The 25,823-nt window shown below is 72.7% G+C and carries 25 protein-coding genes and 1 pseudogene; 18 read left to right on the top strand and 8 right to left on the bottom strand.

Annotation, left to right across the window (positions count from 1 at the left end):
• Positions 1-254: 254 nt before the first annotated feature.
• Both ACFYY1_RS27350 and ACFYY1_RS27355 read left to right on the top strand, forming a co-directional pair.
• Positions 255-404: pseudogene (locus tag ACFYY1_RS27350) on the top strand (transporter); the annotation flags it as partial.
• Between the two features lie 109 nt (positions 405-513).
• The gene (locus ACFYY1_RS27355; protein ID WP_388590337.1) at positions 514-789 is read left to right on the top strand and encodes a DUF2087 domain-containing protein; all 276 of its coding nucleotides are present in this window, start codon (positions 514-516) and stop codon (positions 787-789) included.
• Between the two features lie 21 nt (positions 790-810).
• Here ACFYY1_RS27355 and ACFYY1_RS27360 read toward each other — a convergent pair whose 3' ends face one another.
• The gene (locus ACFYY1_RS27360; RefSeq protein ID WP_388590338.1) at positions 811-1,974 is read right to left on the bottom strand and encodes an ABC transporter ATP-binding protein; all 1,164 of its coding nucleotides are present in this window, start codon (positions 1,972-1,974) and stop codon (positions 811-813) included.
• A gap of 106 nt (positions 1,975-2,080) precedes the next feature.
• Here ACFYY1_RS27360 and ACFYY1_RS27365 point away from each other — a divergent pair, with 106 nt between their 5' ends.
• Complete coding sequence (locus ACFYY1_RS27365) at positions 2,081-3,376, top strand: alpha/beta fold hydrolase (protein WP_388590340.1); 1,296 nt, start codon at positions 2,081-2,083, stop codon at positions 3,374-3,376.
• A gap of 58 nt (positions 3,377-3,434) precedes the next feature.
• Here the strand turns inward: ACFYY1_RS27365 and ACFYY1_RS27370 are convergent, their stop codons facing one another.
• Positions 3,435-4,007 (bottom strand): rhodanese-like domain-containing protein, encoded by a 573-nt coding sequence (locus ACFYY1_RS27370; RefSeq protein ID WP_388590341.1) that lies wholly within the window; start codon positions 4,005-4,007, stop codon positions 3,435-3,437.
• Positions 4,008-4,142: 135 nt separating this feature from the next.
• Between ACFYY1_RS27370 and ACFYY1_RS27375 the strand changes: the two genes are divergently transcribed.
• Complete coding sequence (locus ACFYY1_RS27375) at positions 4,143-4,421, top strand: metal-sensitive transcriptional regulator (protein ID WP_266727223.1); 279 nt, start codon at positions 4,143-4,145, stop codon at positions 4,419-4,421.
• 24 nt (positions 4,422-4,445) lie between these two features.
• On the opposite strand, the gene ACFYY1_RS27380 is transcribed toward ACFYY1_RS27375, so the two are convergent.
• Positions 4,446-5,207 (bottom strand): sulfite exporter TauE/SafE family protein, encoded by a 762-nt coding sequence (locus ACFYY1_RS27380; RefSeq protein ID WP_388590343.1) that lies wholly within the window; start codon positions 5,205-5,207, stop codon positions 4,446-4,448.
• Positions 5,204-6,589 (bottom strand): rhodanese-like domain-containing protein, encoded by a 1,386-nt coding sequence (locus ACFYY1_RS27385; RefSeq protein ID WP_388590345.1) that lies wholly within the window; start codon positions 6,587-6,589, stop codon positions 5,204-5,206. Before ACFYY1_RS27385 ends, ACFYY1_RS27380 begins: the two co-directional genes overlap by 4 nt.
• Positions 6,590-6,787: 198 nt before the next feature.
• On the opposite strand from ACFYY1_RS27385, the gene ACFYY1_RS27390 reads away from it, so the two are divergent.
• The 13 genes from ACFYY1_RS27390 (at position 6,788) to ACFYY1_RS27450 (ending at position 21,786) form a co-directional block, all read left to right on the top strand.
• Positions 6,788-7,519 (top strand): PIG-L deacetylase family protein, encoded by a 732-nt coding sequence (locus ACFYY1_RS27390; protein ID WP_388590347.1) that lies wholly within the window; start codon positions 6,788-6,790, stop codon positions 7,517-7,519.
• 195 nt (positions 7,520-7,714) lie between these two features.
• On the top strand, positions 7,715-10,399 hold the full coding sequence (locus ACFYY1_RS27395) for a beta-N-acetylglucosaminidase domain-containing protein (RefSeq protein ID WP_388590349.1): 2,685 nt from the start codon (positions 7,715-7,717) through the stop codon (positions 10,397-10,399).
• 179 nt (positions 10,400-10,578) lie between these two features.
• Positions 10,579-11,547 carry an NADPH:quinone oxidoreductase family protein gene (locus ACFYY1_RS27400; RefSeq protein ID WP_388590351.1) on the top strand — a complete coding sequence of 323 codons (969 nt, stop codon included), beginning with the start codon at positions 10,579-10,581 and terminating at the stop codon, positions 11,545-11,547.
• Positions 11,544-12,731: an acyl-CoA dehydrogenase family protein gene (locus ACFYY1_RS27405; protein ID WP_388590352.1), complete on the top strand. Its 1,188-nt coding sequence runs from the start codon at positions 11,544-11,546 to the stop codon at positions 12,729-12,731. Before ACFYY1_RS27400 ends, ACFYY1_RS27405 begins: the two co-directional genes overlap by 4 nt.
• Complete coding sequence (locus ACFYY1_RS27410; protein ID WP_388590354.1) at positions 12,728-13,858, top strand: acyl-CoA dehydrogenase family protein; 1,131 nt, start codon at positions 12,728-12,730, stop codon at positions 13,856-13,858. Before ACFYY1_RS27405 ends, ACFYY1_RS27410 begins: the two co-directional genes overlap by 4 nt.
• Before the next feature lie 172 nt (positions 13,859-14,030).
• Entirely contained in the window at positions 14,031-15,632 is a 1,602-nt protein-coding gene (locus tag ACFYY1_RS27415; protein ID WP_388590355.1) for an ABC transporter substrate-binding protein, read from the top strand.
• A 23-nt stretch (positions 15,633-15,655) separates the two neighbouring features.
• Positions 15,656-16,621 carry an ABC transporter permease gene (locus ACFYY1_RS27420; RefSeq protein WP_388590455.1) on the top strand — a complete coding sequence of 322 codons (966 nt, stop codon included), beginning with the start codon at positions 15,656-15,658 and terminating at the stop codon, positions 16,619-16,621.
• Complete coding sequence (locus tag ACFYY1_RS27425) at positions 16,614-17,471, top strand: ABC transporter permease (protein WP_388590357.1); 858 nt, start codon at positions 16,614-16,616, stop codon at positions 17,469-17,471. Before ACFYY1_RS27420 ends, ACFYY1_RS27425 begins: the two co-directional genes overlap by 8 nt.
• 62 nt (positions 17,472-17,533) lie before the next feature.
• Positions 17,534-18,451, top strand: coding sequence for an ABC transporter ATP-binding protein (locus tag ACFYY1_RS27430; RefSeq protein ID WP_388590457.1), 918 nt, complete (start codon positions 17,534-17,536; stop codon positions 18,449-18,451).
• A complete protein-coding gene (locus ACFYY1_RS27435) occupies positions 18,444-19,139 on the top strand; it encodes an ABC transporter ATP-binding protein (protein ID WP_388590359.1) in 696 nt (231 codons plus the stop codon). The genes ACFYY1_RS27430 and ACFYY1_RS27435 overlap by 8 nt, the downstream gene beginning before the upstream one ends.
• A gap of 151 nt (positions 19,140-19,290) precedes the next feature.
• Entirely contained in the window at positions 19,291-20,406 is a 1,116-nt protein-coding gene (locus tag ACFYY1_RS27440; RefSeq protein WP_388590361.1) for a ricin-type beta-trefoil lectin domain protein, read from the top strand.
• A 134-nt stretch (positions 20,407-20,540) separates the two neighbouring features.
• Positions 20,541-21,425, top strand: a complete 885-nt coding sequence (locus tag ACFYY1_RS27445; protein ID WP_388590363.1) for a phosphatidylinositol-specific phospholipase C/glycerophosphodiester phosphodiesterase family protein — start codon at positions 20,541-20,543, stop codon at positions 21,423-21,425.
• A 166-nt stretch (positions 21,426-21,591) separates the two neighbouring features.
• A complete protein-coding gene (locus ACFYY1_RS27450) occupies positions 21,592-21,786 on the top strand; it encodes a hypothetical protein (protein ID WP_124720290.1) in 195 nt (64 codons plus the stop codon).
• Between the two features lie 56 nt (positions 21,787-21,842).
• On the opposite strand, the gene ACFYY1_RS27455 is transcribed toward ACFYY1_RS27450, so the two are convergent.
• Both ACFYY1_RS27455 and ACFYY1_RS27460 read right to left on the bottom strand, forming a co-directional pair.
• Complete coding sequence (locus tag ACFYY1_RS27455; RefSeq protein ID WP_388590365.1) at positions 21,843-22,166, bottom strand: DMT family transporter; 324 nt, start codon at positions 22,164-22,166, stop codon at positions 21,843-21,845.
• A complete protein-coding gene (locus tag ACFYY1_RS27460; RefSeq protein ID WP_388590367.1) occupies positions 22,163-22,813 on the bottom strand; it encodes an FMN-dependent NADH-azoreductase in 651 nt (216 codons plus the stop codon). Before ACFYY1_RS27460 ends, ACFYY1_RS27455 begins: the two co-directional genes overlap by 4 nt.
• A gap of 97 nt (positions 22,814-22,910) precedes the next feature.
• On the opposite strand from ACFYY1_RS27460, the gene ACFYY1_RS27465 reads away from it, so the two are divergent.
• Positions 22,911-23,465 carry a TetR/AcrR family transcriptional regulator gene (locus ACFYY1_RS27465; RefSeq protein WP_388590369.1) on the top strand — a complete coding sequence of 185 codons (555 nt, stop codon included), beginning with the start codon at positions 22,911-22,913 and terminating at the stop codon, positions 23,463-23,465.
• Between the two features lie 44 nt (positions 23,466-23,509).
• On the opposite strand, the gene ACFYY1_RS27470 is transcribed toward ACFYY1_RS27465, so the two are convergent.
• Both ACFYY1_RS27470 and ACFYY1_RS27475 read right to left on the bottom strand, forming a co-directional pair.
• On the bottom strand, positions 23,510-24,208 hold the full coding sequence (locus ACFYY1_RS27470; protein ID WP_388590370.1) for a response regulator: 699 nt from the start codon (positions 24,206-24,208) through the stop codon (positions 23,510-23,512).
• A complete protein-coding gene (locus ACFYY1_RS27475; RefSeq protein ID WP_388590372.1) occupies positions 24,205-25,803 on the bottom strand; it encodes an ATP-binding protein in 1,599 nt (532 codons plus the stop codon). The genes ACFYY1_RS27470 and ACFYY1_RS27475 overlap by 4 nt, the downstream gene beginning before the upstream one ends.
• Positions 25,804-25,823: the final 20 nt, after the last annotated feature.

Consider the following 25,823-nt stretch of genomic DNA (forward strand, 5'->3'; position numbering starts at 1 on the left):
CCACCGCATCCGCGTCGGTATCGACGTGGGCCCATCGACGCGTCGCCACCGTCGGGCTGATCGGCATCGGAACGGGCCCCGGCGCCGTGCTCAGCGGTCGGCTCGCCGCGCTCGGCAGACTCGAACTCGCCCCGGGCGAACGGCTCCCGCTCGCCTACGCCCATGTGGCCGACCCCGAGGACGCGGACCAGGTGTCCGGCGCCGTCGACGCCGTCACCCGGGACAGGGCTCAAGTCCTCGTCGCCGGCGAGCCGTTCGGCGTCGCCGACCCCACGAGCACCCAGACCGTGTGGAGCGCGCAGTACGCGGGTGTCACCCCGCAGCAGGTGATGGTCCGCGCGCTGTCCTACGTCCGGGCCGTAGCTCTCGGCGGCTTCTGCGTGACGGCCGCCGCCTACCTCTGATCCGAGGCGTTCACCCCGTTCCCGCGGGCCGGCCGTGGCAGGTCGTGGCAGGCCGCGGCGGGGAGAAAACCCGTTGCCCGCGGGGCGGGTGCCTGCGATCCTCCCGTCCATGTCCGACAACGAAACAAGCGGCTCGCACCAGGTCGAGGCGCTCTTCTCGCACGGCCGTCTGACGGCGATCCCCCGGAAGACGGCCCGCCGGGAGCAGTTGCTCGTCCACCTCTCCGAGACCCTCTTCGAGCGGGACCGGAGCTACACGGAGCGAGAGGTCAACGAGGCCCTGCTCACGGTGCACGACGACTGCTCGGCACTGCGCCGCTACCTGGTCGTCGCCGGTCTGCTGGTCAGGCCCAAGGACGGCAGCAGTTACCGGCGCGGGCGGTAGCACCGGCCGCGCCCGTACGTCCTACGCGTCCGCGACCGAGTCGAAGGGCACCTCGTCCCGGGCCACGCCCCGCGCGTCCGCGTCGACCGAGCGGCGCAGCGCCTCGTGGAGCTTGGCCGGTGTCAGCACACCGAGGAACCGCGACCCGTCCAGTACCGCGACCCACCCCGCGTCGTGCTGGAGCATCTCGCTGAACGCCTGCTTCAGCGGGGCGCCGACCGGCACCCACGCATCCATCCTGCGGGCCAGTTCGCCGACCGTGCCGTGCTCGCCCGCGATCCGCAGCGCGTCCGCCGCCACCCAGCCGTGCAGATCGCCCTCGCCGTTCAGCACCACCGCCCAGCGGGCACCCGTGGCGCCGAGCCGGGCCGCCGCCGCACCGGCCGGCTCGTCCAGCCGGGCGACCGGCGGCTCCTGGAGGTCCTCCGGTTCGATCTCGGTGACCGAGAGCCGCTTCAGGCCCCGGTCGGCGCCGACGAACCCTGCCACGTACGGGGTCGCGGGTGCCCCGAGCACGGCTGCCGGGGTGTCGAACTGCTCGATGCGCCCCGCCCCGTACACCGCGATCCGGTCGCCCATCCGGACCGCCTCCTCGATGTCATGGGTGACCATCAGGACCGTCTTGCGGACCGTCGCCTGCAGGCTCAGGAACTCGTTCTGCAGCCGTTCGCGCACCACCGGGTCGACCGCGCCGAACGGCTCGTCCATCAGCAGCACCGGCGGATCCGCGGCCAGCGCCCTTGCCACGCCCACCCGTTGGCGCTGACCGCCGGAGAGCTGCGCGGGGTAGCGGGAACCGTACGTCTTCGGATCGAGGCCCACCAGATCCAGCAGCTCGGCCGCCCGCTCCCGGGCCCTCGCCCGTTTCCAGCCGACCAGAGCCGGCACGGTCGCGGTGTTGTCGAGGACCGTGCGGTGCGGGAAGAGCCCGACCTGCTGGATGACGTAGCCGATCCGGCGGCGCAGTTTCACCGGGTCGACACCGGAGATGTCCTGGCCGCCGACGAGAATCCGGCCCGACGACGGTTCGATCAGGCGGTTCACCATCATCATCGTGGTCGTCTTGCCGCAGCCGGACGGCCCGACGAGGGTGACCAGCTCGCCCTCGGCGACCTCGAAGGAGAGCCCGTCGACCGCGCTCGTGCCGTCCGGATACACCTTGCCGACCTGCTCGAACCGGATCATGCCTGCACGGTAGGAGCCGTCCGGGCAGCGCGCACACGGGCCGCGACCGTCCGTGTCGGTGCCGTGTGCTGAACTGTCCGTGGCACATCTGATTCAGGAGCACCTTGTGAGCAGCTACCGGCACCCCGGCATCGTCTTCACCGACCGCTATTTCACGGTCCCGCTCGACCACGACGATCCGGGCGGCGAGCAGATCGAAGTCTTCGGCAGGCAGGCCGTGGCGAGCGGCCGGGCCGACGAGGAGCTGCCCTGGCTGGTGTACCTGGAGGGCGGTCCCGGCTTCGGTGCCCGGCGCTTCATCGGCGCGGAGGCCTGGCTGGGGCGGGCCGTGCAGGAGTTCCGGGTGCTGCTGCTCGACCAGCGCGGCACGGGCCTCTCCACCCCCGCCAACCGGCAGACCCTGCCGCTGCGCGGCGGCCCGCGCGAGCAGGCCGACTACCTCACGCACTTCCGGTCCGACAGCATCGTGCGCGACTGCGAGCTGATCCGCCCGCAGCTGACCGGCGGCGAACCCTGGACGGTCCTGGGCCAGTCCTTCGGCGGCTTCTGCGCCGTCCGCTATCTGTCGGCCGCCCCCGAAGGGCTCAAGGCCGTCCTGATCACCGGTGGACTGCCCTCCCTCGACGCGCACGCCGACGACGTGTACCGGGCCGCCTACCCCCGCATCGAGCGCAAGACTGCCGCGCACTACGCCCGCTATCCGCAGGACGTCGAGCGGGCCCGGGAGATCACCGCCCATCTGCTGGAGCACCCCACCGACAGCGCCGGACACCGCCTGACCGCCGAAGGGTTCCAGTCCCTCGGCATCATGCTCGGCGGCGGCAGCGGCAGCCACCAGCTGCACTACCTGCTGGAGAACGCCCTCGTCCGCACCCCGCACGGCACCGAGCTCTCCGACACCTTCCAGGAGGCCATGCGGACCGCCAACTCGTTCGCCGGGCACCCGCTGTACGCGCTGCTGCACGAGGCGATCTACGGTCAGGACGAGCAGCCCACCGGCTGGTCCGCCGAGCGGATCCGTGGAGAATTCCCGCAGTTCGACGCGGCCGCGGTACTCAAGGGCGACGGCCCGGTGCCTTTCACCGGCGAGAGCATCCACCCCTGGCACTTCGAGGTGGACCCGGCGCTGCGCCCGCTGCGCGAGACCGCCGACCTGCTGGCCGCCCGCACCGACTGGGCGCCGCTCTACGACCCCGAGCGCCTGGCGGCCAATCAGGTGCCGGTCGCGGCGGCCATCTACCACGACGACATGTACGTCGACACGGAACACGCGCTGCGCACGGCGGCGTCGATCCGGGGACTGCGCACCTGGGTGACCGACGAGTACGAGCACGACGGGCTGCGCGCGGGCGGACCGCGGGTGCTGGACCGGCTGCTGGCCCTGGTCCGGGACGAAGTCTGACCGTGTCCGTGAGCGGGCGGAGCCGTCCGGATTCCGCCCGCTCACGGCACCGCGGGTGTCAGTTCTGCAGGGCGTGCAGCGTGTCGTCCAGGCTGCCGGCCGAGCGCGGGGCCCGGTTGTACGGAAGCTTCGACAGGGCCGCCGCCATGCCGCAGGTGTTGGTCACGGCGGAGAACACCAGGCCGGATCCGATGCCGGCGGAGATCCAGCGGGCCGCCGGGAACCGCGCCCCGGCGAGCAGGCCGGCCACCACGAGCGAACCGGCGGCGAGCCGGACCTGACGCTCCATCGGCCAGGTCGCGCGGGCCCCGGCGGGGTGGTCGAGATCACGTCCCTCGCCGGCCCAGGCCGAGGTGCCGCCGGTGAGCGTCATGGCGTCGATGTCGGCGGCGGCGAGGACGTCGCAGGCCCGGGTGGAGCGGACGCCGGAGGCGCACACCAGCAGCAGCGAGCCGCGCGCGGCGGCGGACTTCAGCGCGGGCACGGCCTCGGAGAGGCGGTCCAGCGGGATGTTCAGCGCACCGGGCACATGCCCGGAGGCGTACTCGCCGGGGGCCCGCACATCGATCACGGTGAACTCGGCGAGACGGGCCGCGGCCTGGGCGGGGGAGAGGGAGACGGGGCTGGTCACGAGCAGTGTTTCCTTTCGTTCACCGGGGGCGGGAGGGACTCGGTCCGTCCCGGGGCCTGTCAGGCGGATCAGGGTCGGACAGGCCCTGCCCCGGTCGGGCTAGAATACCCCTTGGGGTATCAGGAGGAGGATGTTGTGGAACTCGACATGGCGGCCGACGAACTGAAGTCGGTTCTCAACCGCCTTCGCCGCGCGCAGGGCCAGCTCGCCGGGGTCATCAGGATGATCGAGGAGGGCCGGGACTGCGAGGACGTGATCACGCAGATGGCGGCCGTGTCCCGGGCGCTCGACCGGGCCGGTTTCGCGATCATCGCGACGGGCCTCCAGCACTGCATGGCCGACGGCGGCAGTGAACCGGAGGACCGGGACCGGATGCGGTCACGGCTGGAGAAGCTCTTTCTCTCGCTGGCCTGAGCCGGCCGGGGGCGACGCCGTGGTTCATGCCACGGCGTCGACGAGCATGAACGCGGCCACCGCCAGCAGGGCCGCACCGAAGATCCGTTGCAGGGCGGCCGTGGACACCTTCGCGGCCAGCCGCCGCCCGTCCCAGGCGCCGAGCACCGCCGTCGCCGTGAACGGGGCGATCGTCGCCCAGTCCAGCGCGGTCGGCGTGGCGAGCCGGGTGGCCAGTGCGGCCACGGAGTTCACCGTGATGACCAGCAGGCTGGTCCCGACCGCCGCGGTCATCGGGAGGGCGACCACGGTGACCAGCGCGGGGACCACCAGGAACCCGCCGCCCACACCGAGGAACCCGGTCACCGCGCCGAGCCCGGCGCCCGTCCGCGCGACCCGCCCGGCGGGCGCGCCACCGGTACCGGGCCCGGCCTGCGGTGCCGGCCCGGACCGCGGCCGGAGCATCCGTACCGCGGCGACCGCCGCGAGCACGGCGAACCCGGCGGTCAGCACCCCGGCCGGGACCCGCACCGACAGCGCTCCGGCGAGCGCGGCCGGCACGATCCCGGCCGCCGCGAAAAGCCCTCCCGTACGCCAGCGGACCCCGCCCTCCCGGGCGTGGGCGACCAGCCCGGTGAGCGACGTCACGATGACGATGAGCAGTGCGGCGGTGGTCGCGTCGGAGGGGGCGAAGCCGAGTGGATAGATCAGCGCGGGGACGGCGAGCACGCTTCCGCCGCCCCCCAGCCCGCCGAGCGCCAGACCGACCACCGCTCCGGCGACCAGCGCCACGATCAGCGCGGTCATGCCGCGGAGGGCGCGGTCACGGGGGCGGCGACGTCCAGGCCGGCCTCCGCCGCCGCGCCGAAGCCGTCGTCGACGGCCACCACCTCGCGTCCCGCCGCGTCCAGCATCGACGCGGCGATCGCCGCCCGCGCCCCGCCCGCGCAGTGCGCCCACACGGGTCCCGGCGGCACCTCCACGAGCCGCCGGGGCAGCTCGTGGAGCGGAATGTGCACCGCCCCGGCTATCGCGCCACCGAGGTGCTCGGTGTTCCGGCGCACGTCGAGGACCACCGGGTCCTCGCCGCGCTCCCGGGCGGCCGCCAGGCCCGCGAAGTCGGACCTGGCGAAGGACCGGAGCCGCGTCGCCGGGGCCGCCCAGTCCTCGGGGCCGCCGGTGGCCGCGGCGGCCGGACGGTCCAGCCCGACACGGGACAGCTCCCGCTGCGCGTGGGCGACGTCGGCGGCGGTGCTCGCCAGCAGGGTGACCGGCTTGCCCCACGGGATCAGCCAGGCCAGATAGGTGGCGAGCGGACCGTCGCCCTCGAAGTTGAACGATCCGGCGACATGCCCCTCGGCGAAGGCCACCCGGCTGCGCAGGTCCACCACCCACTCGCCCGCGGCCAGCCGCCGGGAGATCTCCCCGGCGTCGGCGGGGCCGGGCGGGGTCAGGTCGAGCGGAACCGGCCCCGCGGCATTGGCCGGGCCCATGTGCGCGTAGTACGCGGGGATGTCGTCGAGGCCGGCGAGCAGCTCCGCGACGAAGGTGTCCACGTCCTTGACCAGCGCGTCGTTCCGGCGGCGCTCGTCGCCGATCGTCGTGGCCGACCCCTCGGCCTGCGAGGACGAACAGAAGCTGCCGAAGCCGTGCGTGGGCAGCACGGGCACCTCGTCCGCGAGCTCGTCGGCGAGGCGGTGCACGGAGGCGTGCTGGGCGCGGGCCAGTTCGGCGGTGAGCCGGGGCTCCACCAGATCGGGCCGGCCCACACTGCCGATCAGCAGCGAGCCACCGGTGAAGGCGGCCACGTCGCGGCCCTCCTCCACCAGCACGTACGAGGTGTGGTGCGGGGTGTGCCCGGGGGTGGCGAGCGCGCGCAGCGCGAGGCCGTCGTCGACCTCGGCGATGTCGCCGTCCGCGACCGGGACCCGGGCGAAGGAGACCTCCGCGGCGGCGGGCACCAGGTAGCGCGCCCCCGTGACCCGCGCCAGCTCCAGGCCGCCGGTCACGTAGTCGTTGTGCAGATGCGTCTCCACCACCAGGGCGATCCGCACGTCGCGCCGGGCAGCGGCGGCGATCAACCGGTCGATGTCGCGCGGCGGGTCCACGACGACGGCGGTCCGCCGCCCGCCCGCCAGATAGCCGCGGTTACCGAGGCCCGCTGTCTCGATGGTGTCGACGAAGAACACGACACGGCTCCTTCCGTGATGCTTTACCCCGGGGGGTATCTCTGAATCAGGCTAACACCAATACCCCAGGGGGTATTTCTGACCTCGGGCGAGACGTGCGCTACGTCGGGGTAATCCGAAGGGTGCGGGGTGTCGGCGATCGATGACGGCCGGCGCATGTCCGGTGGATCGGTGCCGGACGGGTCCTAAGCTGCCGACATGACGGAGCGGCTCGAACCCATGCCCACGGACTGGCTGCGCGCCCTGGCCGTGGTCGCGCACCCCGATGACCTGGAGTACGGCTGTGCGGCGGCGATCGCGGGCTGGACCGACGAGGGCCGCGAAGTCGCCTACGTCCTCGCCACTCGTGGTGAGGCCGGCATCGACCGGCTGCGGCCGCAGGAGTGTGCACCGCTGCGCGAGCGCGAGCAGCGGGCGAGTGCCGCCGTCGTCGGCGTCCGCGAGGTGGAGTTCCTGGACCATCGCGACGGCGTGATCGAGTACGGCCTCCCCTTGCGCCGGGACATCGCCGCCGCCATCCGCAGGCACCGTCCCGAACTGGTCATCACGCTCAACCACCGGGACACCTGGGGCGGCGCCGTCTGGAACACCCCCGATCACCGGGCGGTCGGCCGCGCCACCCTGGACGCCGCCGCCGACGCGGGCAATCGTTGGATCTTTCCGGAACTCGCGGAGTCGGGGCTCCGGCCGTGGAACGGGGTGCGGTGGGTCGCTGTCGCCGGGTCGGACGCGCCCACCCATGCCGTCGACGCGACGGTCGGTCTTGAGCGCTCGGTGCAGTCGCTGCTGGCGCACCGCACGTACATCGAAGGGCTCACGGACGAGGACCCCGAGGCGTACTGCCGTACCTTCCTGACCGGTCGGGCGCGGGTCGATGGTGAGCGCTTCGGTGGCCGCCCGGCCGTCGCCTTCGAACTCTTCACCCGCTGATTCCGGTCCGCGGCTGTTCGGTGTTCCGGCTGTGGATGTTCGATGTCGTGCATACTCGGGTACCGCTTCGGAAGGCAAAACCGCAGGTCCGCGAGTCGATGTTGTCCAGACCATTGACATGCAAGCGCCATGATGTTGAATTCGGTGTTGTTCTGCTGCGCGACTCCGGTGACTTGAGTGATCAATGGAGGACCTGTGACGCCTCGCCCACCCCGTCTCGCCGCGCTCGGCACTGCGGCGACCCTGCTCGTCGGCGGTCTGCTGACCGCCGTGCCACCAGCCCAGGCGGACGGCAGCACCCGCCCCGCCACCCCGGCGAAGGCCGCGGACAGCCGGCCGGCCCCGGCCATCACGCCGACCCCGCAGTCCGTGAAGTCCCGGGCCGACCGGGTCACCATCAGTCCGACCGTCACTCTGGTGGCGGGCAAGACCTCCGACGAGTCCGCCCTGCAGGTCGTGGAGAGCGCGCTGCGCCGGGCCGGCGCACAGCGTGTCGTACGCGCCGACAGACCCGCCCGGAACGGTCTCACCGTCCACGTCGGTGACTCCGCCGCACTCGCCGCGCAGCGGATCGACGGCCCGGCCGCGCTGCCCGCCGACGGCTATGTGCTCGGCATCGGTGCCGGTCGCATCGTCCTCGCGGGCAAGGACATCACGGGCACGTACTACGCCGCGCAGACGCTGCGTCAGATCCTGCCGGACGCCGGGAGTCCAGGGGCACAGGTCGCCGGGCTCGCGGTACGCGACTGGCCGGGCACCGCGCTGCGCGGTGTGATCGAGGGCTTCTACGGCACCCCGTGGTCGCACGAGGCCCGGCTCGATCAGCTCGACTACTACGGCGAGCACAAGATGAACATCTACGTGTACTCGCCGAAGGACGACGCGTACCTCCGCGCGAAGTGGCGCGACGCCTACCCGGCCGACCAGCTGGATCGGATCAAGGAGCTCGCCGACCGGGCCGCGCAGCGCCATGTGGAGTTCACCTACGCGCTCTCGCCCGGCCTCTCCGTCTGCTACAGCTCGGACGCCGACGCCAAGGCGCTGGTCGACAAGTTCCAGACCATCTGGGACATCGGCGTACGCACCTTCGCCGTGCCGCTCGACGACATCAGCTACACCGACTGGAACTGCGCCGAGGACAAGGCGAAGTGGGGGACCGGCGGCGGCGCCGCGGGTGCGGCGCAGGCGTATCTGCTCAACCGGGTCAACAAGGAGTTCATCGCCACCCACCCGGGTGCCCAGCCGCTCCAGATGGTCCCGACCGAGTACTACAACGTCTCCGCCTCGCCGTACAAGAAGGCGCTGTCCGAGCAGCTCGACCCCAATGTCCTGGTCGAGTGGACGGGCGTCGGCGTCGTCGCGCCGACCATGACCGTCGCCCAGGCTCAGGCCGCCCGCACGGTCTTCAACCACCCGATCCTGACCTGGGACAACTACCCGGTCAACGACTACGCGACGAACCGTCTGCTGCTCGGCCCGTTCAGCGGCCGGGAGAAGGGGTTGCCCGGCGAGCTGGCCGGGATCACGGCGAACCCGATGATCCAGCCGTACGCCTCGAAGATCGCGCTGTACACCGTCGCCGACTACGCGTGGAACGACGCCGCGTACGACCCCCGCGCCTCATGGGGCGAGGGGCTGAAGGAGTACGCGGGCGGCGACCCGCGCACGCAGCAGGCGCTGCGGGCGTTCGCCGACGTGAACTACAGCTCGGCCCTCAACAAGGAGCAGGCACCCGAACTGGCGGCGGAGTTCGCCCGCTACTGGAAGTCCGGTGACGCCACCCGGCTCGCCGCCGTGCTCGGCGAGCTCGGCGCGGCCCCCGGCCGGCTGCGCGACGGCCTCCCGGACCGCGGCTTCGTCGCCGACGCCGGACCGTGGCTGGACGCCACCGGGTCCTGGGCCACCGCCGCGCGCACCGCCCTTCGCATGGTCGAGGCGGCCCGCGTCGGAAAGGGCGCGCAGGCCTGGGAGCTGCGGCAGCAACTGCCCGCGCAGGTCGCCGAGGCGAAGGCGTTCACGTACACCGGGCTCGACGGGCGCAAGGTGCCGGTCCTCGTCGGCGACGGCGTCCTGGACCGGTTCATCGACGCGGCGAACGCCGAGCACGACCGGATCCTCGGGGTGAGCGGCAGGCCCACGGCCTCGACGAACCTGGGCACCTACCAGACCAACTCCGCCGCCCGGATGCTCGACGGCGACGACTCCACCTACTTCTGGAGCGACGGGGCGCCCGCCGCGGGTGACACGATCACCGTGGACCTCGGCCGGGTCCGCGACATCGGCTCCGTCGCCCTCGCGATGGGCAAGCCCGGCAGCACCGAGGACTACCTCCACCAAGGGGTGCTGGAGTACTCGGCCGACGGGCAGAGCTGGCAGCAGCTCACCGCCTTCTCCCAGAAGCCGGACGTCACCGCGACCGCACCCGCCGGGACGAAGGCGCGCTACGTGCGGGCGCGGGCGACCGCGGGTCAGGACAACTGGCTCGTCGTACGGGAGTTCAGCATTCCGACGGACGAGGGCGCCGTGACCGGAGGACCGCCGGCCGCGGCCGGATCCTCGCTGTGCGCGGCCTCGGACGGGGACCCGGGCACGGTCTACCGGGCGGCCCGCGCCCCGGAGGCCGGGGAGACGCTGGAGCTGGGGCTCCTCGCCCCGCGTGCCGTGCCCTCCGTCACCGTCCTCCAGCCGGCCGGGTCCGAGGGCCGCGCCGACATCCAGCTGCGGGGGACCGGCGGAACCTGGCAGACCGTCGGCACGCTCGACGGTCCGTACACCCGGCTCGACACGGGCGGCCGCACGGCCGAGGCGGTGCGGCTCGTCTGGCACACCGGGTCGGCGGCACCGCGGATCGCCGAAGTGGTGGTGGCCGGCCAGGACTGAGTCCCGCGCCTGGAACGTTCCGCGCCCGGTCCGGACCGAAGCTCCTTCGGTCCGGACCGGGCGCACCCATGTCCGGGTCCGGACGGAACCGGCATCGGCAGGTTGTTCCCAGAGGGGCAAGCGACCGCTTAGTATGCGCCGGAGCAGTGGTAATGCCGACAGTGTTGTGGAGGCCCCTCATGCAGGCATGGCGAGTGCACCGGAACGGTGAGCCGAGCGAGGTGATGCGACTGGAGGAGACGGACCGGCCCACGCCCGGCGACGGGCAGGTGCTCATCGAGGTGCTCGCGGCGAACATCAACTTCCCTGACGCGCTGCTCTGCCGCGGCCAGTACCAGGTGCGGCCGCCGCTGCCGTTCACGCCCGGCGTGGAGATCTGTGGCAGGACGGCGGACGGCCGGCGGGTGCTCGCCACCCCTGCTCTGCCCGGCGGTGGGTTCGCCGAGTACGCCGTCGCGGACGAGGCGGCGCTGCTGCCCGCCCCGGAGGTCCTGGACGACGCCGAGGCCGCCGCCCTGCACATCGGCTACCAGACCGGGTGGTTCGGCCTGCACCGCAGGGCGCACCTCCGGGCGGGTGAGACCCTCCTGGTCCACGCGGCGGCCGGCGGCGTCGGCAGCGCCGCCGTTCAGCTCGGCAAGGCCGCCGGAGCCACCGTCATCGGTGTGGTCGGCGGCCCCGAGAAGGCGAAGACCGCCGCCGGGCTCGGCTGCGACCTGGTCATCGACCGCCACAGCGAGGACATCGTCGCCGCGGTCAAGGAAGCCACCGGGGGACGCGGCGCCGACGTGGTGTACGACCCGGTCGGCGGCGACGCCTACGCCAAGTCCGTGAAGTGCATCGCCTTCGAGGGCCGGGTGATCGTCGTCGGCTTCGCGAGCGGCGTCGTCCCCGCCCCGGCGCTGAACCACGCGCTCGTCAAGAACTACTCGATCACCGGACTCCACTGGGGTCTGTACAACACCAAGGACCCGGCCGCCGTCCGCGCCTGCCACGACGAACTCACCCGGCTCGCCACGCAGGGCGTCATCAAGCCGCTGATCAGCGAACGCGTCGCCCTGTCCGGGGCCGCGGCCGCCGTCCAGCGGGTCGCCGACGGCACCAGCACCGGCCGGATCGTCGTCCTCCCGTCAGGAGCCTCCCGATGACCGCACCCGACGCCGCCGGACTGCGCCGCCGCACCCAGGACCTGCTGGCCGCACACCCCCCGGCCACCACCGGCCGCACCGAATTCCTCAAGGCCCGCTTCGACGCCGGACTGGCCTGGGTGCACTATCCGGCCGGCCTCGGCGGCCTCGACGCGCCACGTTCCCTGCAACCCGTCGTCGACGCCGAACTCGCCGCCGCGGGCGCCCCCGACAACGATCCGCGCCGGATCGGGATCGGCCTCGGCATGGCCGCCCCCACCCTCCTCGGCTTCGGCACCGACGAGCAGCAGCAGCGCTTCCTGCGGCCGCTCTGGGTCGGCGAGGAGGTCTGGTGCCAGCTCTTCAGCGAACCGGGGGCCGGCTCCGACCTCGCAGCCCTCGGCACCCGCGCCGTCCGCGACGGCGAGGACTGGGTGGTCGACGGCCAGAAGGTCTGGACGTCCAGCGCCCACCTGGCCCGCTGGGCGATCCTCATCGCCCGCACCGACCCGGACCTGCCCAAGCACCGCGGCATCAGCTACTTCATCTGCGACATGACCGACCCCGGCGTCGAGGTGCGGCCGCTGCGCCAGATCACCGGCGAGGCCGAGTTCAACGAGGTCTTCCTGACCGGCGTACGCATCCCCGACAGCAGGCGCCTCGGCCCGGTCGGCGAGGGCTGGAAGGTCGCACAGACCACGCTGATGAACGAGCGGGTCTCCATCGGCGGGGCACGCGTCCCACGCGAGGGCGGCATGATCGGCCCGGTCGCCCGCACCTGGCGCGAACGCCCCGAACTACGCACCCACGACCTCCACCAGCGGCTGCTGACCCTCTGGGTCGAGGCCGAGGTGGCCAGGCTCACCGGCACCCGGCTGCGCCAGCAGCTCGTCGCCGGACAGCCCGGCCCCGAAGGCTCCGGAATGAAGCTCGCCTTCGCCCGGCTCAACCAGGAGATCAGCGGCCTGGAGGTCGAACTGCTCGGCGGGGAGGGGCTGTTGTACAGCGACTGGACCATGCGCAGGCCGGAGCTGGTCGACTTCACCGGCCGGGACGCCGGCTACCGCTATCTCCGCTCCAAGGGCAACTCCATCGAGGGCGGCACCAGCGAGGTGCTGCTCAACATCATTGCCGAGCGCGTGCTCGGTCTGCCGGCCGAGCCGCGCAACGACAAGGACGTCCCCTGGAAGGACCTGGCCCGATGACCGCACCGGCCGAAGAGACCCCGACACCCGATCTGCTGTACTCGGAGACCGAGGAGGACCTGCGGGCAGCGGTCCGCTCGCTGCTCGCCGACCGGAGCGACGCGCCGACGGTGCTCGCCCGGGTCGAGTCCGGCACGCCGTACGATCCGCAGCTCTGGAAGGCCCTCGCGGCGGACATCGGCGCCGCCGGGCTGCTGGTGCCCGAGGAACTCGGCGGGCAGGGCGCGGGCCCTCGCGAGGCCGCTGTGGTGCTGGAGGAGCTGGGCCGCGCCGTCACCCCCGCGCCCTATCTGACCAGTGCGGTCGTCGCCACGGAGACCCTGCTCGCGCTGTCCGTGCGGGAGGGGCCGGCCGCCGGCCTCCTCGGTGAACTGGCCGCCGGGCGCAGGGTCGCGGTGCTCGCCGCGCCGTTCGCCGCCGGGCGCCCCGGCGGCGCGCAGCCGGTCGCCGTGGTCGCCGACACGCTGGAGGGCACGGTGACCGGCGTCGCCGACGCGGCCGCCGCCGATGTGCTGCTGGTGCCCACGACCGACGGCCTGTACGCGGTCGAGCCGGGCGCCGAGGGGGTCGCCGTCGAGCCGCTCGTACCGCTCGACCTGACCCGTCCGCTGGCCACCGTCACCCTTCGCGGGGCGGCCGGGACCCGGCTGGCCGACGGCGCGTCCGCCGTCTCCGCCGTGCGCCGGGGCCTGCTGGCGGGCGCCGGGCTCCTCGCCTCGGAGCAGCTCGGACTCGCCGAGTGGTGCCTGGCCGAGACGGTCCGGTACACCCGGGAACGGCACCAGTTCAACCGGCCGGTCGGCTCGTTCCAGGCGCTCAAGCACCGCATGGCGCAGCTCTGGCTGGAGGTCGTGTCGGCCCGCGCCGCCGCTCGCAACGCCGCGGACGCCCTGGCGAGCGGCAGCCCCGACACGCCGTTGGCGGTGGCCGTCGCGCAGGCATACTGCTCCGGGGTCGCCGTGCGCGCCGCCGAGGAGTGCGTCCAGCTGCACGGGGGCATCGGAATGACCTGGGAGCACCCGGCGCACCTGTACCTGAAGCGGGCCAAGGCCGACTCGGTCGCGTACGGCACCGCCGGACAGCACCGCGCGACCGTCGCCGAGCTCGTGGAGCTGCCCGCACCGTAACGACAGGAGAGGCAACGGCCCGCGGAACTACGGGACTTGGAGCGGAGGCGTGTGAAGACGCGCCTCCGCTTCCGTTGTTTCCCGTCCGGCGGGGTACCGCGCACCCCTTTACCTGCTGTTTAATTGCAAGCTGTTCGCAATAACATTTGATCTTGAATAAGGGGTGCGGAGTATGACGGCCCGATCGATGCGGGGAGCGGCCGCCGCGACACTGGCGACCGTGCTGTTGTCGGCAGCGACGGCCTGTTCGCAGCCGGGAGGCCCGGACGGCGGCTCCGGATCGGGCGCGGCGGACTCGGCGGTGGTCGGCATCGCCTACGAGCCCGACAGCCTCAGTCCGCTGCTCGGCTACGGCAAGGACGGCAACTCCAAGATCTTCGACGGGCTGCTCACGCTCGACGACAAGATGGAGCTGCGGCCCGCGCTCGCCACCGCCCTGCCCGAGGTGAGCGACGACGGGCTGACGTACACCTACCGGCTCCGCAAGGGCGTGAAGTTCAGCGACGGCCAGCCGTTCGGTGCGAAGGACGTGGTCTTCACCTACCGGACCATCCTCGACGAGAAGACCAACAACGCTTCCCGCACCGAACTCGACGCGGTCAAGAGCGTCGAGGCGGCCGGGGACGACACCGTCGTCTTCACACTCAAGTACCCCTACGCGCCCTTCGCCCAGCGCACCGTCCTGCCCATCGCACCCGAACACATCGCGGGCAAGCAGGACGTCAACACCGGCGACTTCACCACCCACCCCATAGGCACCGGACCGTACCTGCTCACCAAGTGGTCCAAGGGCGAGAAGATCGCCTTCAAGGCCAACCCCGGCTACTGGGGCGGCGCGCCGAAGGTGAAGAAGTTCACCATGGCGATCATCAAGGACGACGACGTACGCGCCACCCGGCTGCGGTCCGGTGAACTCGACGGCGCGATCCTGCCGCCCAACCTCGCCAAGGGCTTCGCCCGCACCGGCGGCACCCGGACGTACGCCGCCACCACCTACGACTACCGCACCGTGACCCTGCCCACCCACAACAGGGTCACGGGCGACATCGCCGTCCGGCGCGCCCTCGATGTCGCCGTCGACCGCGAGGCCATGGTCGACTCCCTCCTCAACGGCGAGGGCCGCCCCGCCTACGGACCCGTCCCCACCGACAGCGAGTGGTTCACCAAGGGCACCGAGCGCCCCCACGACCTCGCCGCCGCGAAGAAGATCCTCGACGACGCCGGATGGAAGCCCGGCAAGGACGGCATCCGCACCAGGGACGGCGTGCGCGCCGCCTTCCCGCTCTGGTACCTCACCGGCGACAAGCTGCGCCAGGACCACGCGCTCGCCTACGCCTCCGACGCCAAGAAGGCCGGCATCGACATCACCACCGAGGCCGGGACCTGGGAGGTCATCGAGCCCCGCATGAAGCAGGACGCGGTCCTCGCGGGCGGCGGATCACCCGCCGACCCCGACTTCGACCAGTACACCCTGCTGAAGTCCTCGCTCGCGGGCGACGGCTTCAACAACATGGCGTGGTACGACAACAAGGCCGTCGACCGGGCCCTGGAAGCGGGCCGCAGAAGCGGTGACCGCGCCGCCCGCAAGGCCGCCTACGACACCGTCCAGCGCGAACTGGTGAAGAACCCCGGCTACACCTTCCTCACTCACATCGACCACCTCTACGTCGTCAAGGACCGCTTCGGCACCCTCACCACCCAGGTCGAACCGCACGACCACGGACTGGCCTCCGGCCCCTGGTGGAACGTCGAGGACTGGACGCCGAAGAAGTGAACCACCGCCTCCCCTGGGGGCCGATGGGCAGGATGGCGGGACGGCGGGCCCTGCTCGCCGTCCCCGTCCTGGCCGCCGTGACGTTCGGCGTCTTCGCCGTCGCCGCCGCCTCCCCCTTCGACCCCGTCAAGGCGTACGCGGGCACCGCCGGCCTCACCGCCTCGCAGGACAACCTCGACCAGCTGCGGGCCAACCTCGGCGTCGATCAGCCGCTCGTCAGCCGCTGGTGGAACTGGCTGACCTCCGCGCTCGGCGGCGACCTCGGCGACTCCGCGGTCATGCGCCAGCCGGTCGCCGACGTCATCGGTGAACGCCTGGGCTGGTCCGTACTGCTCGCCGCGACCGCCTTCGCCGTCGCCGTGGTTCTCGGCACGGGCCTCGGCGTGCTGGCGGCACGCCGGCCGGGACGCCTGCTCGACCGGTGCGCAAGCGCCGCCGCGTACACCCTCGAAGCCGCCCCGGCCTTCTGGCTCGGCCTGCTCGCCATCTGGCTCTTCGCCCTGGAACTCGACGTGCTCCCGGCCGGCGGCCTCACCGACGCGGCCAGCGACACCGTCACCCCCGGGCAGGTCGCCACCCATCTGGTGCTCCCCGCGGCCGTGCTCGGGATCTCCCAGCTGCCGTGGTTCTTCCTCTACGTGCGCCAGGGCGTCGCGGACGCCCTCGACCAGGACCCGGTGCGCGGCGCCCGCGCCCGTGGACTGCGCGAACGCACCGTACTGCTCGGCCACGCACTGCGCTCCGGAATGCTGCCGATGCTCACCCTCGTCGGCTCCCGGGTCCCCGAACTCATCACCGGCGCCCTGCTCGTCGAGACGGTCTTCAGCTGGCCCGGCATCGCCGCCGCCACCGTGCAGGCCGCGACCTCCGTCGACTTCCCGCTGCTCGCCGCGCTCACGGTGCTCGCCACCGCGGCCGTGGTGCTCGGCAACCTTCTCTCCGATCTGCTGTACGCGATCGCCGACCCGAGAGTGGGCTTCGATGGCTGAGACCGACCTCGGACCCGCGCGTCGCACCACCCGCCGCATCCGCGTGATCGCCTCCGCCGGGATCACCGGCGCGGTCCTGCTCGCGGTCCTGCTCGTGCCGCCGCTGGTCCAGCTCGACCAACAGGCCGTCGACCTCGCCGCCAAGCTCCGGCCACCGTCCTGGGAGCACCCGTTCGGCACCGACGACGTCGGGCGCGACCTGCTGCTGCGCTGCGTGTACGGGCTCCGTGTCTCGCTGCTCGTCGGCGTCGTCGCCGGGCTCACCGCGACCGTCATCGGGACCGCGGTCGGCGCACTGGCCGCGGCCTTCGGCGGCTGGACCGACCGTGTCGTCATGCGGCTCGTGGACACCTTCTCGTCCGTGCCGCATCTGCTGCTGGGCATCTTCATCGTCGCGATGTTCCGGCCCGGCGTCGGCCCGGTGATCGTGTCCGTCGCCCTCACCCACTGGCTCTCGACCGCCAGGATCGTCCGGGCCGAGGTGCTGTCGCTGCGCTCCCGCCCGTTCATCGACGCGGCGGTCTCCGGCGGCGCCTCGCGCTGCCGGGTCGTCGCCCGGCACCTGCTGCCCGCCGTGCTCCCGCAGGCCGGCCTCGCCGCGGTGCTCATGGTGCCGCACGCCATGTGGCACGAGTCGGCGCTCTCCTTCCTGGGGCTCGGACTGCCCACCCATCAGGCGAGCCTGGGCAATCTCGTACAGACGGCCCGCGGTTCGCTGCTCGCGGGGGACTGGTGGCCGACGCTCTTCCCCGGCCTCTTCCTGATCGTCCCGACCCTCGCCCTGGCGGGCCTCGCCGGAGCCTGGCGGGAACGGATCAACCCGCGCCGCCGATCGGAGCTGATGCTGTGACGACCACCCCCGGCCCGAAGACGCCGGTGCTCCGTGTCCGTGGACTCTCCGTGCGCTTCCGGATGCGCGGCGGGCGGCACATCGCCGCCGTCGACGACGCGCACTTCGACCTCGCGGCGGGGGAGTGCCTGGCCCTGGTCGGCGAGAGCGGCTGCGGCAAATCCGTACTGGCCTCCGCGCTGCTGGGACTGCTCCCCGGCAACGCGCGGACCTCGGGCTCCGCGCTGCTCGGCGACGGCACCGAACTCCTCACCGCCGGTGAACGGACCCTGGCCCGCACGGTACGGGGCCGCCGCGTAGGACTCGTACCCCAGAGCCCCGCCGCACACCTCACCCCGGTCCGTACCGTGCGCGCCCAGCTGGAGGAGACCCTGCGCGAACTGACCGGCACCCGCGGACCCGCCCTGCGCCCGGCCGCCGAACGGGCCGCCGCACGCGCCTCGTTCCCGGCCGGGCACCTCGATCGCTACCCGCACGAACTCTCCGGCGGCCTCGCCCAGCGTGCCGCGACCGCGCTCGCCCTGATCGGCGACGCGCCCCTGCTCCTCGCCGACGAACCCACCACCGGACTCGACCGCGACCTCGTCGAGCGGACCGTCGACGAACTGCGCCGCCACACCGAAGGGGACCGTGCGCTGCTGCTCATCACCCACGACCTCGCGGCGGCCGAGCGGATCGCCGACCGGGTCGCAGTGATGTACGCGGGCCGCATCGTCGAACTCGCCGACGCCGCCGGGTTCTTCGGCAAGCCGGGACCGCGCCACCCGTACGCGCGCGGCCTTCTCGACGCCCTGCCGGAGCGCGCCTTCGTGCCGATCCCCGGCATGCCGCCGGAACTCGGGGCGCTCCCCGAGGGGTGCGCGTTCGCCGCCCGGTGCGGCCGTGCCGACGACCGGTGCGCCGAACCGCCCCCGTTCGACGGCCGTCTCGCCTGTCACCACGCGGTGCGGGTGGACGGGGAGGAGCCGGTCCGTGCTTGAACTCACGCGCGTCACCGCCGGATACGAGCCCCGGGACCCCGTCGTCCGAGAGGCGTCGCTGAGCCTCGCGGCGGGGGAGTCGGTCGGGCTGCTGGGGCCGAGCGGCTGCGGCAAGTCCACCCTGGCGAGGGTCGCCGCACTGCTGCACCGCCCGTACGCGGGCACGGTCGTGCTCGACGGCGAACCCGTACGCGGCTGGCGGCACGCCGCCCCGCGCGCGCAGCGCACCGCCGTGGGTGTCGTCTTCCAGCAGCCCCGGCTCGCCGCCGACCCCCGGCTCACCCTGCGCGAACTCATCGCCCAGCCGCTGCGGGCCACCGGCCGCCGGGCCCAGGTGCCGGACCGGGTGGCCGAACTGGCGCCGGCCGTCGGACTCACGGCCGAACTGCTCGGCCGGCGCCCGCACGAGGTGAGCGACGGTCAGTTGCAGCGCGCCTGCCTGGCCAGGGCGCTGGTCCTGCGGCCGCGGTGGCTGATCTGCGACGAGATGACCGCGATGCTCGACGCGTCGACGACGGCCGCGCTGGTCGCGGTGGTGGAGACCTACCGGCGGGAGTCCGGGGCCGGACTGCTGGCCGTCGGCCACGACCGGGTGCTGCTCGAACGCTGGTGCGACCGGACGGTGGGCTGGGCGACGGTGTGCGGGGCGGGCGGCACGGCGCAGGAGTCCATGAGCCCGACCGGATAAGTCCATGCCCCTGGCGGTCGACCGCCCCCACCCTGTTTGACGAGTCCATGACCAATGGGCAAGTCCATGACCAAGGGCGGGTCCGTGGCCGACCGACGGGTCGCCCCGTCGCCCCGCCGGCCTGTCGGCCCGTCCGGACAAGGAGTGGGACATGCACGGAGCACGCGCCACCGTCATGGTGGTGATCCTCGCCTTCGCCGCCTGTCTGGGCCTGGCCGGGCCGTCCGCCGCGGCCGGCCAGACCCCGGGTTCCTACAGCAACTACACGTTCCCGGCCGGGACGAGCGCTCTCGACGAGGTCACCTTCGGGACGACCGTCCAGACCGACCCCGGCCGGGCCAACGTCTTCTGGTCCCATCAGTTCGGCTTCACCAACGGGGTCGGCGGCTACATCGGCATGCAGCGCAACCGCTCCGGCGGCGGCCTGTTCCTCTTCTCGCTCTGGGACTCCACCGGAGGCAGGCCGGGAAGCACGGGCACCTACTGCCAGACGTTCACCGAGGGCGGCAGCGGCTACACCTGCCGGCTCGGTGAGCGTTTCACGGCCGGGCACCACTACCGGTTCCACATCGCACCGGATCCGACGGCCGGCTGGTACCGGGCCACGATCACCGATGCCACGGCAGGGACCTCGTTCGTGCTCGGCAGTCTGCAGACCGGCACCGGCGCGAAGGTCGCCACCGGCGGAATGGTCGACTGGGTCGAGTACTTCGACTGGAACAACAACGCCGCGACCTGCGCCGACTCGCCGTACTCCAAGGCCCTCTTCGACCTGCCCGCCGGTACGGCCGGCAGCGCGACCGTCACCGCCGCCCTCGGCAACACCAGCGTCAGCGGTACGTGCTCCAGCGGTGCCGCGGTGCGGGGCCAGAGCGGCGGCAGCGTGCACGAGGACGGCATCGGCAACTCGTCCTCCGGCTCCCTCACCGGCGTCGGGGGCGCCTGCGTCGACATCCCCGGCGGTACCACCGGCGCCCAGCTGAACCTCTGGAGCTGCAACGGCGGAAACAACCAGAACTGGGTACGGGCCGCCGACGGAACGCTTCGCGCGCAGTTCCACTGCATGGCGGTGAGCGGCACCACCGTGCGGACCGCGGCCTGTGACGGCTCGGCCGCCCAGCAGTGGCGGACCGACGGAGCGGCTCTGGTGAATCCCGCCACCGGGAAGTGTCTCGACGCCTACGGGGGCGGCAGTGCCAATGGCACCCCGCTCGGCATCTACACCTGCACCGGCGGAGCCAACCAGCGCTGGACGCTCCCGGCCTGATCGAGACAACGGCAGCCGACGGACGGACGACGACCGGGCCAACTCTTGTGCGGGGTCTGCCCGTTGAGGTGATCACCGTCGCATACTCGGTCGCGTCCGCCCGTCCGGTCCACCATCGAGTCCCGGGAGAATCCATGGCGTTCCCGACCCGCCGATCCGTCGTCAACACCGCGCTCGCCACCGCGGCCGCGGCCGCGTTCCTGCCTTTCCGGACGGCCGCCGCCTCCGAAGCGGCCGTCGTTTCCCCGGCCGCGCGGCACCACCGCACCCGCGCCCTGCCCAGGGCCCACGCGCACAACGACTACCTGCACCCGCGCCCGCTGCACGACGCGCTCGCGCACGGCTTCACCAGCGTCGAGGCCGACATCTTCCTGGTGGACGGGGAGCTGCTGGTCGCCCACGAGGCGACCGGCCTCGACCCCACCCGCACCCTCGCCTCGCTCTACCTCGACCCGCTGCTCGCGAGGGTCCGGGCCAACCACGGCACGGTCCACCCCGGCTACCGCGAACCCGTGCAGCTGCTGATCGACATCAAGACGGACGGAGCCGCCGCCTATCTCGAACTGGACCGGCAGCTCTGGAGCTACCGGCGGATGCTGACCTCGTACCACCGCGGCCGGGTGCGGGCCGGCGCGATCACCCCCGTCATCTCCGGCGACCGCGCCGCCCGCGCCCCGATGGAGGCGCAGAGCACCCGGTACGCCTTCTACGACGGGCGGCCCGAGGACCTCGGGGGCGCGGCCGACGCCACGTTCGTCCCGCTCATCAGCAGCAGCTGGACCGACGGCTTCAGCTGGCTCGGCGCGGGCCCCTTCCCCGCGGCCGAGCGGGACAAACTGCACGCGCTCGTCGCCACGGCCCACCGGAGCGGCCGGCGCATTCGCTTCTGGGCCACTCCCGACACGCCGGGACCGGAGCGGGAGGCGCTCTGGACGGAGCTGCTGGCCGCCGGGGTCGACCACCTCAACACCGATGATCTGGCCGGTCTGGAGCGCTTTCTGCGCACCCACGACCGGTAGGGCCGGAGCGAGGCCGTCCGGCCCCGTGGTCGACCGGACGTGACGCCCCGAGCGTGACAGCCAGTCAACACCCGGATGGCGGACACGCCAGCTGTCCGGGTGGCTCCTCCGCTGCGCCACACTGGCGGCCGAATGCCGCATTCCGGCGCGGCGGAGGAGGTTGGCCATGGCCATTTCGATCTCACTGGTGCTGCTTCTGCTGATCCTCGCGGTGATCTTTCTCCGCAACGGGGGGCTCAAGATCTCGCATGCGCTGGTCTGCGCCATGCTCGGGTTCTTCCTCGCGGGTACGAGCATGGCGCCGACCATCCAGGACGGCCTGGCGGCCACGGCCGACGTCGTCAGCAGTCTCAAGCCCTGAAGCCGCCGCGCGCGGGAGCCGGGTGCCCGCCCTCCCCGGGGGCGGGCACCCGCCGGTCACGCGGACGGTGTCGTCAGCCGTGCCAGCGCCACCCCGCCGACGATCAGGGAGGCCGCCGCCAGCCGCCCCGGACTCACCGGATCGTGCTGGACGAGGATCCCCAGGGCGATGGCCCCGATCGCCCCGATGCCGGTGAAGACCGCGTACGCCGTGCCCACCGGCAGCCCCTCCATGGCCCGCGAGAGCAGATACACCGCGCCGATCATGAGCACGGCGCACACGAGTGTCGGCAGCGGCCTGGTGAACCCCTGCGTCGGCTTGATGCTCTGGGACCAGGCGATCTCGACCAGCCCGGCGCAGATCAGCAGCAGCCAGCTCATCCGATGCCTCCGCCCAGTTCACGCGCGGCAGTCAGGGCGGCCGTGCGCGACTCGTCGTGCTGTGTGCGGCGGGCGGCGAGCGAGGGATCGATCCGGGAGTTCACCAGCTCGGTCGCGAGGAAGACCGGGTCGTCGATCGCGAAGTGGCCCGCGAGGAAGTCCCGCAGATACCGCTCCTCGTGGTCGTACGGTTCGCGCGGGGTGCCGGGGCCGTACGCCCCGCCCCGGGCGGAGGCGATCACGAAGCGGCGCCCCGCCAGCGACATCTTGGGAAACGTCACCTGGTCGATCCACGCCTTGAGGGAGGCGGGGACGGAGAAGTTGTACATCGGGGTCGAGATCAGTACGACGTCCGCGGCGACCAGTTCGGCCAGCAGCGGCCGCAGCACCTCCCAGGCCCGTGCCTGGTCCGGGGTGCGCACCGCCTCCTCGTACCGGGCGATGTCGGTGATGCCGTGCCGCAGGACGTGGTCGCAGAGCTCGGTCCAGGCCTCGTCGATCTGCGGCGCCGGGTCGGTGCGCAGATCGCGGAGCACGTACGTGCCGGCCGGGTGCGTGCTCTGCCAGGCGGCGGCGAAGGCGTCGCCCAGTTCGCGGCTGTAGGAGTCGCGCCGCGCGCTCGCGGCGATGTGCAGCAGTACAGGCATGGGTGCCCCCTGGGAATCGGTAAGTGGACATCGTGTCCGGTTAGCTCGACCAGAGTAACCGGACGTCGTGTCCACTTATTCCTGTACGGTGGGATCCATGGAACGTGCGGACGCAGCAAGGAACCGGGTCAAGGTGCTCGCCGCGGCCAACCGGCTCTTCGCCGCGGGCGATCCGCGCAAGGTGACGATGGACGCCATCGCCCGGGAGGCCGGGGTGGGGCGGGGCACGCTCTACCGCCGGTACCCCGACATCCCGTCCATCGCCACGGCGCTCCTCGACGAACACGAACGCTCGCTCCAGGAAAGGCTGCTGCGGGGGGAGCCCCCGCTGGGTCCGGGTGCGCCGCCCGCGCGGCGGCTGGCCGCCTTCTACGCGGCGATGACCGACCTGCTGGAGCAGCACATCCATCTCACGCTGGGCGCCGAGTCCGGCTCGGCCCGGTTCGCCACCGGGGCGTACGGTTTCTGGCGCGCGCATGTCCGCATGCTCGTCAAGGAGGCGGGCGTCCCCGGCCCCGACGCGCTCGCCGACATCCTGCTGGCCCCGCTGGCGCCCGAGCTCTTCGCGTACCAACGGGACCGGGGGCGGGGCGTCGACGAGATCAGGTCGGCCCTGGAGACGCTCGCGGACCGGACGCTCGCCGCGAGCTGAGGCGCACCGGGTTCAGTTCCCGGCCGCGGCGGCCCGGGCGTTCCTCAACTCGCCTTCGCCCACGCGTACCGGTGCTCGGGGCGGCCCGTGTCGCCGTACTTGAGGCTCAGGCTGATGCGGCCCGCGCCCTCCAGATACTTGAGGTAGCGCTGTGCGGTGGAGCGGCTGAGGCCGGCCCGGGCGGCGACCTCGTGCGCGGACAGCGGCCCCTCGGCGGCCGACAGGACATGGCGGATGACGTCGGCGGTGGGGGCGGAGTGGCCCTTGGGCAGCCCGGCCGCGGAGCCGGACGCCGTGGTGCGCAGGGCGCCGAAGATCCGGTCGACCTGCTCCTGCCCGGCCTCGCCCCGGCCGCCGCCCACGCCTTCCAGGGCCCGGCGCAGGGCCGCGTAACTCTCCAGCTTGGACCGCAGACCGCTGAAACTGAACGGCTTGACCAGGTACTGGAGCGCGCCGTACCGCATGGCGGTCCGGACGGTCGTCACGTCCCGGGCCGCGGTCACCATGATCACATCGGCGGGGTGGCCGAGCTGGCGCAGCCGCCGCACCAGCGTCAGCCCCGTCTCGTCCGGCAGATAGTGATCGAGCAGGACGAGATCGACATGGTCGCGCTCCAGGAAGGCCAGGGCCTGGGCGGCGGTGTGCGCACGGGAGATCACCCGGAAGCCGGGGACCTTGGCCACGTACGCGGCATTGATCTCGGCAACCCGGAAGTCGTCGTCCACCACCAGGACATCGATCATCGCGACTCTCCCACTTCTGTCAGCGGCCGGACGGTGAGCGCCTCGGGCAGGACGACGGTGAAGACCGCGCCGCCGCCGGCCCGGGCCGTGACGCGGGCCGCGCCACCGTAGCGCTCGGCCAGCCGGCGCACCAGCGCCAGCCCCAGACCGCGTCCGCGGTGCGCGGGGGACTCCTTGGTGGACCAGCCCTCGGTGAAGATCTGCTCACGCATCCCGGGAGGCACCCCCGGACCGTTGTCGCTGACCCGCAGCACCGCCGTACCCCCTTCCGCGAGCAGTTCGACCTCGATCAGCGTGGCGACGTCCAGCGCGTTGTCGATCAGATTGCCGAGCACGGTCACCAGATCGCGCGGGTCCACCACCACGTCCGGGAGCAGGGTGCCCGGCGAGATGCGCAGGGACGCGCCCCGCTCCGCCGCGATGGCCGACTTGCCCACCAGCAACGCGGACAGCAGCGGGTCGTTGACCCGCTCCGCGACCTGTTCCGCCGAAGCCCGGTGACCGCTGGTCACCTCCTCGACGAACTCCACCGCGGCCTCGTGCCGGCCGAGCTCCAGCAGCCCCAGCAGGGTGTGCAGCCGGTTGGCGTGCTCGTGGTCCTGGGCGCGCAGCGCGTCCAACAGGCCGTGCGTGGAGTCCAGTTCACGGCCCAGCAGCTCCAGCTCGGTACGGTCGCGCAGGGTGACCACGGCCCCGCCGTCGCCGGTGGGCATGCGGTTGGCGATCAGCACCCGGCCCCGGCAGACGGTGATCAGGTTCGCGCCGTCGACCCGCCCCGTCAGCACCTCCGCCGTACGGCCCGGCGGCAGCACCTCGCCCAGTGGACGCCCGACGGCTTCCTGGTCCAGCTCCAGCAACCGCTGCGCCTCGTCGTTGAGGAGCCGGATCCGGCCCCGCGCGTCGAGCGCGAGCACCGCCTCACGGATGCTGTGCAGCATGGCCTCGCGCTCGTCCAGCAACGCGGAGATGTCGGCGAAGGCGAGCCCGTGCGTGGAGCGTTGGAGCCGCCGTGAGACGGCCAGGGCCGCCAGCACGCCCACGGCGAGCGCCGCTCCTGAGTACTGCAGCAGACCGGGAATGGTTCCCAACAGCCGGTCGTGGACGCTGTCGTAGGCGATGCCCACCGAAACGGCGCCCACGATCGTCCCGCCCCGGTCGCGGAGCGGGACCTTCGCGCGTGCCGACCGGCCCAGGGTCCCGTCGTCGATCTGCATGATCTCCCGGCCGCCCAGCGCCGTGCTGGGGTCGGTCGAGACATGCCTGCCGATCTGCGCGGTGTCGGTGTGCGACCAGCGCACCCCGCGGGTGTCCATGACGACGATGTACAACGCGCCGGTGGCCCGCCGGATCCGCTCCGCCTCGGCCTGCACCGGTCCGCCGGGGCTGGGGCCGGTGCTCCTCAGATCGCGTACCAGTCCGGGTTCGGCGGCGGTGGTCTGGGCGATGGAAAGGGCCTGGTGCATCGCCTGGTTGTCGAGCTGATGGCTGAGCGGGGCGAGGAAGAGCCCCGTGACGAGCATGATCACGCCGGTGGTGATGACCACCTGGGTGAGGAGGACCTGGGCGAAGACACGGCGCGGCCAGTGAATGCGCATCTGCTCGCCCTCTGCCTTCC

The organism is Streptomyces sp. NPDC001890, from assembly GCF_042891445.1.
Taxonomy (GTDB): Bacteria; Actinomycetota; Actinomycetes; order Streptomycetales; family Streptomycetaceae; genus Streptomyces.

Excerpts from the sequence above, each read along its gene's own strand:
- ACFYY1_RS27355 (WP_388590337.1), top strand. The coding sequence starts at position 514 with ATGTCCGACAACGAAACAAGCGGCTCGCACCAGGTCGAGGCGCTCTTC.
- ACFYY1_RS27360 (WP_388590338.1), bottom strand. The coding sequence starts at position 1,974 with ATGATCCGGTTCGAGCAGGTCGGCAAGGTGTATCCGGACGGCACGAGC.
- ACFYY1_RS27380 (WP_388590343.1), bottom strand. The coding sequence starts at position 5,207 with ATGACCGCGCTGATCGTGGCGCTGGTCGCCGGAGCGGTGGTCGGTCTG.
- ACFYY1_RS27390 (WP_388590347.1), top strand. The coding sequence starts at position 6,788 with ATGACGGAGCGGCTCGAACCCATGCCCACGGACTGGCTGCGCGCCCTG.
- ACFYY1_RS27400 (WP_388590351.1), top strand. The coding sequence starts at position 10,579 with ATGCAGGCATGGCGAGTGCACCGGAACGGTGAGCCGAGCGAGGTGATG.
- ACFYY1_RS27405 (WP_388590352.1), top strand. The coding sequence starts at position 11,544 with ATGACCGCACCCGACGCCGCCGGACTGCGCCGCCGCACCCAGGACCTG.
- ACFYY1_RS27410 (WP_388590354.1), top strand. The coding sequence starts at position 12,728 with ATGACCGCACCGGCCGAAGAGACCCCGACACCCGATCTGCTGTACTCG.
- ACFYY1_RS27415 (WP_388590355.1), top strand. The coding sequence starts at position 14,031 with ATGACGGCCCGATCGATGCGGGGAGCGGCCGCCGCGACACTGGCGACC.
- ACFYY1_RS27420 (WP_388590455.1), top strand. The coding sequence starts at position 15,656 with ATGGGCAGGATGGCGGGACGGCGGGCCCTGCTCGCCGTCCCCGTCCTG.
- ACFYY1_RS27425 (WP_388590357.1), top strand. The coding sequence starts at position 16,614 with ATGGCTGAGACCGACCTCGGACCCGCGCGTCGCACCACCCGCCGCATC.
- ACFYY1_RS27430 (WP_388590457.1), top strand. The coding sequence starts at position 17,534 with ATGCGCGGCGGGCGGCACATCGCCGCCGTCGACGACGCGCACTTCGAC.
- ACFYY1_RS27440 (WP_388590361.1), top strand. The coding sequence starts at position 19,291 with ATGCACGGAGCACGCGCCACCGTCATGGTGGTGATCCTCGCCTTCGCC.
- ACFYY1_RS27445 (WP_388590363.1), top strand. The coding sequence starts at position 20,541 with ATGGCGTTCCCGACCCGCCGATCCGTCGTCAACACCGCGCTCGCCACC.
- ACFYY1_RS27450 (WP_124720290.1), top strand. The coding sequence starts at position 21,592 with ATGGCCATTTCGATCTCACTGGTGCTGCTTCTGCTGATCCTCGCGGTG.
- ACFYY1_RS27455 (WP_388590365.1), bottom strand. The coding sequence starts at position 22,166 with ATGAGCTGGCTGCTGCTGATCTGCGCCGGGCTGGTCGAGATCGCCTGG.
- ACFYY1_RS27460 (WP_388590367.1), bottom strand. The coding sequence starts at position 22,813 with ATGCCTGTACTGCTGCACATCGCCGCGAGCGCGCGGCGCGACTCCTAC.
- ACFYY1_RS27465 (WP_388590369.1), top strand. The coding sequence starts at position 22,911 with ATGGAACGTGCGGACGCAGCAAGGAACCGGGTCAAGGTGCTCGCCGCG.
- ACFYY1_RS27470 (WP_388590370.1), bottom strand. The coding sequence starts at position 24,208 with ATGATCGATGTCCTGGTGGTGGACGACGACTTCCGGGTTGCCGAGATC.
- ACFYY1_RS27475 (WP_388590372.1), bottom strand. The coding sequence starts at position 25,803 with ATGCGCATTCACTGGCCGCGCCGTGTCTTCGCCCAGGTCCTCCTCACC.